Raw genomic sequence first — 6,912 nt, forward strand, 5'->3', positions numbered from 1 at the left:
AGCTTTAAAGGGTCAAGATAAGATAGCTTTGAGAGTGGGCAAGGTTCTTAATCAGTTTAAGGTCAATAAATACTATAACTTAGAGATAACAGAGGAAGGATTTTCTTATCAGCGTCAGCTGGAATTAATCGCTCAAGAAACGGCTTTGGATGGTGTGTATGTGTTAAGAACTTCTCTGGAGTCAACTTTGATGGATGCAGCGACGACGGTTAAAGCTTATAAAAGTTTGTCTCAAGTGGAGGAGGCATTTCGCTGTTATAAGTCAATTGATTTAAAGGTACGTCCTATCTATCATTATAAGGGTGATAGAGTCAAAGCTCATATCTTTTTATGTATGTTGGCTTATTATGTGGAATGGCATTTAAAACAGTGCTTGGCTCCTTTGTTATTTGAGGATAAAGAAATTGATGATGGTTCTCTGAATGTGATTAAAGCGAGTCGCAGTGAATCCGCTCAGTCTAAAGAGAGAAAAAAACGGAATCAAGAGAACTTTCCTGTGCATAGCTTTCGGACTTTGTTGGAAGACTTGGGGACGATTTGCTTGAATACAGTGGAATGTACGATTAGGGAGGGAAGTTATCGTTTTTCTAAGATAACTCGACCGACCCAACTGCAACAAAAAGCGTTAGATTTATTGGGAGTTTCCCTGATTTGTACCCAGTAACGGGGCGGCGGAAATTCTTTTAATCCCTTCTACAGCACAGATTATGGCCTTTTGTCAACGGGGAAGTCCAGGTATTCTAAATTTTCTGAAGTGGCCATTCTCTGCCAAATCTCAATACTAATCCCATCAAACTTAGTTGTGCTTTTCGGTTGGTAGGGCGAAGATTTTGGAGAAGGCGAAGGTTTATTTAGGGAGGAAATATCATGGACAGTTAACACTTGATTTTCTATGACATAAGGCGGTGAAACATAGACACCGACTCTTAACTTAGGCTAGGCTTGAACAGGAAGAGCAATCAAGAGTAATCCCCCTATCACCGAACCAATTAAAGAATGAATCATAACAGGGATGAAATCTAAGGATGCAAATAAAAAGCTGTACCTAAAACGGCATATAAAATTAACAATAAAACTCCTTCTAGCCAATTAGACTGGCCATCGGAACTGATAGAACTGGTGATGAGAACTGCCGCCGTAGCCGCAAACATACCAAAAACGTTAAATTCTAGGGAGAGAGGAGTCGGGAAGAATAGGCTCACTAGAACTAAAATTGGAGCCACAAATAAAACCACCTGCAAAGTCGAGCCAATAGATACCGCCACCGTTAAATCCATCTTATTTTTGAGGGCGGTTGTCACGCAAGTAATGTATTCCACGACTCCGCCAAATAGGGGCAGTAAAATAATACCTGTAAATAGCTCGGTCCAGCCTAATACTTTTACCGTCTCTTCTAGACTCCCCACCAGAATTTCTGAAATGACCACTAGAGCAACGGTACAGATGAGCAGAATTGTGACGGGTTTTCCAAATTTTGCCAAGCGGCGGTCTCGCGTAGCGAGCGCGTTGCGACCGCTGACTGGCTGAGGCTGATTTTCTCTCGCTTCTAGCCCATTTAATCTTTTCACATCTTGCTGAGACTTAAGGGAGAAAATGAGGCTCAATCCATAAAAAATTAGCAACAAAATGGCAGCCGCATAGGAAAAGTTTTGGATGGCAGCTTTCGGCAAACCGTCGGAAGTAAAGTGAATGGCACTGGGAGTCAGCAAAACTAACACAGAAAGCAGCAAGGAAGAGGCATTGAGGCGAGCAATTTCTGGCGCAAAATTTTGTTGTTGGAAGCGCAAGCCTCCTAACAACATTGCCAACCCCAATCCTAAGAGCAAATTGGCAATAATCGCCCCTAAAATACTCGCCTTGACCACCTCGACTAATCCGGCCCTAAGCGCCACTACTGAGACGACCATTTCCGTTAAATTGCCAAAGGTGGCATTGAGCAGACCGCCTAGGGTCGGGCCAATAATGGCGGCAATGACTTCCGTTGCTTCAGCAATGAAGGCCGCTAGGGGAACGATCGCCAAAGCAGAGAGGACAAAGACGAGGACGGGTGATAACTTCAGCCACTCAGCAGCAAGAGTGATCGGCACGAAGATCAGCAGCAAGAGCAAAAATTTGTTTTTAGCTGACATGGGGGAGTCCTCTTAACCGTCTTGGGGTACTTGAAGAGGTGAACCCGGTTGAGGCGGAGATGTCCAGTCGATTTTCTTGCCAGCGATCGCACCTAAGCTCCGACCGATCTCTGCCCCCGCTGCACCAGCGACTAACTTGCCGATCGCCCCTCCCACCAAAGCAGTTCCTGTTTCCCCGACAAAACTGCTCCCTGTCTTGATCGTCCAATCTCTCACGTCTGTCTGTTCGGACGGAGCTTCCTGAGAGGGTTTTCCTTGCCGCTCGACTTGTTGATTTAAGGCAACTGCTGCATCTGTCCCTAACTGTCCCCCCAAAACCTCTCCGGCCAGAGCGCCTACCATGCCGCCCGCAGGCCCGGCGATGACCGTCCCCACAATTGCGCCCCCCGCAGTCCCCAGGGTTTCACCGAGCTTCTCGCCGCTTTTCTTGCTCAGGTGTTCTGCGATCTCGATCGGATTTGCTCCCCTCTGAGCCTTGTCTGGTTCGGGGTGGACAATTTCGTGGGTGACATCATAGCCTAACTTTGCTCCGGTGGCGCTGCCAGCAAAAGCGCCCACTTGAGCGCCTAAAACCGCCCCGCCCGGTCCAAGCGCCGAACCGATGGCCCCGCCGATCATTCCACCGGCCACTTGTCCCGCCGACATCCCTAGAAAAGCACCACCCACGGCCGCCGGATCCACTGCTTGGCTGATCTGGCCGGCGATTTGCCCGGTGGCTGAGACGACGGACTCTGCGGTTGCCGTTGCCGTTTGCAGGGCGGTTTGCCCGACTTGATTGGCTTGTTCAGCCAAGGGTTTGACCGCCGACCTGGCCGTTTCCACGAGAGCTTGGCCAGTATCTTGGGTGGCTTTGAGGAGGGGGTTAGCGGCTTCAAGAACGGAGTCGCTTGCTGTCTGCCATTGCTGGGCGGCTGCTTCCCCTGCGGTTTTTGCCGCCTTTGCTATCTGGTTCGCCATACGCTGCGCAGCAGCTAGGAAATCGGCGGGATTGTGAGTAAATTGTTCCCCTGCTGAGGCTGATGAATCTGGATTGGCCATTACTTTTATCCTCCTGAGATTACCCCAGAACTATCGGGTTGGGTAATTATTCGGCAATTTCCACTTCTGTGGGTGCCTCGGGCTTGGTTGAAGTCTTGGCAGTTCTAATTTCTGCCTCGGCTTCTGCTACCAGATCGTTCCAGGACTCACTGGCTTCAGCTACAGTTTCTTGCACCTTCTCGAACGTTTCTAGTCCCCATTTAATGCCACTTTTAGTGAGGTCGCGGCCGGACTCTGCTAGAGACTTTCCTACCTCTGGATTACCCAAAGCACTAATGAGAGGGGCGAGAGCCAGAGCTGCTGCCCCAACGCCCAGTGCCGCCACTGGCTCGATGCCTAACAACAAAGCTTCTAAATCCATAATCACTTACTATCTCTATACCGCTCGATCGGATATTTTCATTAACAGTTTAACCTGCATTATTGACTAATTGCCTATTACCCGGCCGACGGAGGAGCCGATGAGCTTGCCGCCAACTTCCTGAATTTTTCCAGTAACGGCTGCTTCGGAGAAGATTCCTTCCCCGGGCGAAGTCGTGTCACCAGTTATCGGCCTCACAGCACCGAAGCCCGTGGGCGGGAGTGAGTTGTTGGAGTAGCTGACAGAAATTTTCCTGAAAGGCTTTTTCGGTTATGCCCTGGGGATCGTAGCAGACGACGATCGAGTTGATCGCTGGAGTCAAGTGAACTTCCCTGACGGCTGCTAAGGACAAAATTGAGGTGGACAGGGGTTCGTGCAAGAAGGGATAACATCTCAGCCAAGCCAAGCGCACCCGTAGGCGGACCGGGGTGGAATGGACGATTTGGATAGCGCTTTCTCGAACGGGCGGGTTGCACTGGCCCCCACTTGTTCAACGTTAATCATCTTAATTAGGAGCAAGCTAGGAAGCAGAAATGGGACAGGAGCAAGAAGGGCGTTCCTGGTAGTAGGGGCAAGATCACCCCAGCAATTCCTACGATCAAACTAGCGATGGCGATCGCCTTGAGAATTTCTTTTCCTATTCCTTCATATCCAGTCAAAAAGTTTTGCAGTTCCCCAGAGAACTGGTCCCAAAAACTCCCTAACTCGGCTTCTACGGCTTCTAGAGCGGTAGTTGACAAGAGGGCGATTCCCTCGCCCTCTTGAACGATTGCTAAAATTGCCGCCTGCTGTTCGGACTCCGAACCGGGGTGACTCTGATAGTTGATGATCGCGCAACTTGCGGCCGGGTTGATGCGGACTTCCCCAATCCAAGGGAGGGACTGGAGGGCATAAGTCAGTTTCTCGCTATATGTGGAATCTCCGGCCAGTTTGGGGATGCCCAGGCGAAGGCGCCCCGGCAGCGAGTGCAGCACTTGGCAGTCAATTTTTGGCTGGTGGGCGATCTCGCGTAGCGAGCGCGTTGCGACCGGCAGGACTTGAGCATTGCTTACGTTAAACTGAAGGTTTAATTCAAGGGTTGCGAGTGCTGGAGTCATTTTCTTTTCTTGCTTTCTCTACCGATCGGGATGGTCAAACATTGCTATGTCCAACTTTAAACCAAATTAATTCAGTTTGACCTTTTAGACTAAAGGGTTTTTTGATACCCTAGAAGTGATCAAATAGCAAGGTAATCATGGAAGAGTTACTATTATTGGGCGCTGGGGCTGTGGCTGTCTTAGTTGTTGCTCCCATCGTCGGGGCTGCTGTCAACCCTGAACTAGGTAAATCCATCTCAGATTCTGGTCGCGACTTGATTAAAGGTGGCCTTAAATTTGGCATGGAAACAACGGAAAAACTGCAAAGTTCCTTTGCCGAAGCGACCGAATCGTGGAACGATCTCGTGGCCGAAGCTAAATCGGAAGTCGATACTAGGAAAGCTGCTCCGCAGCCACCTCGGGAAGTAGAAATTATTTCCGAAAGCTAACTTGAGTCCGAAAATGCCGACTGACCGACAACAATGGCCTACCCGGTGTCAGACATTGAGTTGCCAGTTGTTCGAGGATATTCAGCGGCTCTCTCCTCTGTTAGTCGGGCGACTCCTCTTGTCCCTGACAGCTTATGCACCCTGACTGCTTTACGCCCTATTCACGCAGCAGGCAGCGGACTCAATACTGGCAGGGAACTTGAAAAAACAGTCATATCAATAAAAATGGTCATAAAAAAGGAAAACAGAACTATATTTGTGTGAACTGTGGAAGACAATTTACAGAGGTTTATGAACCCCAGAGAGGTTATTTTTGAAGAAATGAAACGGGAATGTCTGAAAATGTATGTTAATGGTCTGGGTTTTCGAGCCATTGAAAGGGTTAAAAACGTCCATTTGCTTATGTTCTTTAATCACATCTAGTCAAATTTTCTTGTCCAGATCTACGACCGTTGTTATGAATTCTTTATGTCCTTTTAAGTTACTAAATTCATCTAGGCTTATTCGTTCTGGTGCTTCCCACTCTTCCTTTTCTAGTTCTTTAGCACAATGATTAAATATTAACTCAACTTCTTCCCATCCTAACCCTTCTTCTCGACTTATTTCTTCGATACTAGAATTTTTTACTCTCTCATAAATCATCGATTCATAGCGGATTGTATGATGCTGTCTTAATCTCATAAAACTCAGTCTTTCACTGATATACTTTTGGCACTTTTGACAATGAAACTGGCGGCGTGGTACTTCTAAATATACCGGATTGCCTAATATTGACAAATCTCTGACTAGATTGTACTCTGTCTGATTGATTCTGTCCAAGGTTTGATGGCAATTCGGACATTCAATTGTTTCATTTAAAAGAGCAAGCTTTAGGAAAATTGTCTCATCAATTTTTTGATAATTGACCACTGTTACATTTGGTAAATCGAGGAGTTGATCAAAATTTATCCACAGAACCCACCTCCTGTCCTGTATTATCATTATACCATGCTCACACAGAACCTAGAAGAGCCCAGCAAGGTTCTAAAGTTGATAAATATCAATCTGACAAAAGCTCAAAGTCTTAGGATACAAGCTTTACAAGCATGAGTTGTTGATAGTTTTACATGACAGGTTCGGTAGAGCCTGAAAACTATAAATTATTAACTAAAAATTTTGTATCTCCTTCAGTCACCCCTATTTAAACCATAAAATTAGAGTTATCTTTATGTTTGCCACTGATAAATACTTAGAATTATTAAAGCAATACCCTCCTTGTCCTATTCACAATGAGGAAGACTTAGAAATGATGCAGGAGGTTATTAATCGCCTTTTAGACAAACCCCAATTAACGACAGAAGAAAGGGAATATCTAAATGTTTTAGGGTCTTTAATTTATGAGTATGAGGAAAATCAAGAGCCAATACCTGATATTTATGGGATTGAATTGTTGAAATTCATATTAGAGGAAAGAAACCTACAAAAGCAAGATTTGCTATCTATCTTTGAAAGTAAGTCAACCCTGGATGATATTTTTGATGGCCTACAAGAGTTAACTCCTATCTATATTCAAAAATTAGCCAATTTTTTAAATATATCTCCTGATTTATTTTGGCTCTTCGTTACTCTTTATGCTAAATCAACAGACAAGATGCCAAGATAACATACTTCTAACCCAAAAATTCCGAAAGTTTCTAAAGCCATAGCCTCTTCTTTTTATTAGTTTAAGTTTATTGTTGATTCCCTCGACCACCCCATTCGTTGTCCTTCGCTCGAAATAACTAATTATTTCTCCAAACCAGTTTCGGATTGTTTGACAACTCTTAGTAAAAACACTGGAGGATTTTGCCAACCATTCCGAGATGGATAGCATTCCCTCT

General features: G+C 45.9%; 9 protein-coding genes and 2 pseudogenes. 4 read left to right on the top strand and 7 right to left on the bottom strand.

Annotated features, from left to right (window positions below; all coding sequences use genetic code 11):
• Window positions 1–664, top strand: a 664-nt coding sequence (locus IQ224_RS20020) for a transposase (protein WP_194033406.1), incomplete at its 5' end; no start/stop codon positions are given.
• Window positions 665–1,019: 355 nt separating this feature from the next.
• Here IQ224_RS20020 and cax read toward each other — a convergent pair.
• From cax to IQ224_RS20045, 5 genes are all read right to left on the bottom strand, one after another.
• Window positions 1,020–2,129: a calcium/proton exchanger gene (cax, locus tag IQ224_RS20025; protein WP_194033407.1), complete on the bottom strand. Its 1,110-nt coding sequence runs from the start codon at window positions 2,127–2,129 to the stop codon at window positions 1,020–1,022.
• Between the two features lie 12 nt (window positions 2,130–2,141).
• Window positions 2,142–3,167, bottom strand: coding sequence for a cell envelope biogenesis protein OmpA (locus tag IQ224_RS20030; protein ID WP_194033408.1), 1,026 nt, complete (start codon window positions 3,165–3,167; stop codon window positions 2,142–2,144).
• 46 nt (window positions 3,168–3,213) lie between these two features.
• Entirely contained in the window at window positions 3,214–3,528 is a 315-nt protein-coding gene (locus tag IQ224_RS20035; protein WP_002741624.1) for a DUF5132 domain-containing protein, read from the bottom strand.
• A 178-nt stretch (window positions 3,529–3,706) separates the two neighbouring features.
• A complete protein-coding gene (locus tag IQ224_RS24375) occupies window positions 3,707–3,907 on the bottom strand; it encodes a hypothetical protein (protein ID WP_228036328.1) in 201 nt (66 codons plus the stop codon).
• A gap of 130 nt (window positions 3,908–4,037) precedes the next feature.
• A complete protein-coding gene (locus IQ224_RS20045) occupies window positions 4,038–4,625 on the bottom strand; it encodes a DUF454 family protein (RefSeq protein ID WP_036399769.1) in 588 nt (195 codons plus the stop codon).
• A 137-nt stretch (window positions 4,626–4,762) separates the two neighbouring features.
• Between IQ224_RS20045 and IQ224_RS20050 the strand changes: the two genes are divergently transcribed.
• Both IQ224_RS20050 and IQ224_RS20055 read left to right on the top strand, forming a co-directional pair.
• Entirely contained in the window at window positions 4,763–5,053 is a 291-nt protein-coding gene (locus tag IQ224_RS20050; protein WP_002753396.1) for a DUF5132 domain-containing protein, read from the top strand.
• A 215-nt stretch (window positions 5,054–5,268) separates the two neighbouring features.
• Window positions 5,269–5,449 (top strand): annotated as a pseudogene (locus IQ224_RS20055) (IS1 family transposase); the annotation flags it as partial.
• Window positions 5,450–5,479: 30 nt separating this feature from the next.
• Here the strand turns inward: IQ224_RS20055 and IQ224_RS20060 are convergent.
• Window positions 5,480–6,007, bottom strand: a pseudogene (locus IQ224_RS20060) (ISL3 family transposase); the annotation flags it as partial.
• 253 nt (window positions 6,008–6,260) lie between these two features.
• On the opposite strand from IQ224_RS20060, the gene IQ224_RS20065 reads away from it, so the two are divergent.
• Complete coding sequence (locus IQ224_RS20065; RefSeq protein WP_194033409.1) at window positions 6,261–6,695, top strand: type II toxin-antitoxin system HigA family antitoxin; 435 nt, start codon at window positions 6,261–6,263, stop codon at window positions 6,693–6,695.
• Here IQ224_RS20065 and IQ224_RS20070 read toward each other — a convergent pair.
• A partial coding sequence (locus IQ224_RS20070; protein WP_194032751.1) for a transposase occupies window positions 6,672–6,912 on the bottom strand: 241 nt, incomplete at its 5' end. The genes IQ224_RS20065 and IQ224_RS20070 overlap by 24 nt on opposite strands.

The sequence above is a fragment of the Microcystis sp. LEGE 00066 genome (assembly GCF_015207925.1).
Classification (GTDB): domain Bacteria; phylum Cyanobacteriota; class Cyanobacteriia; order Cyanobacteriales; family Microcystaceae; genus Microcystis; species Microcystis ichthyoblabe_A.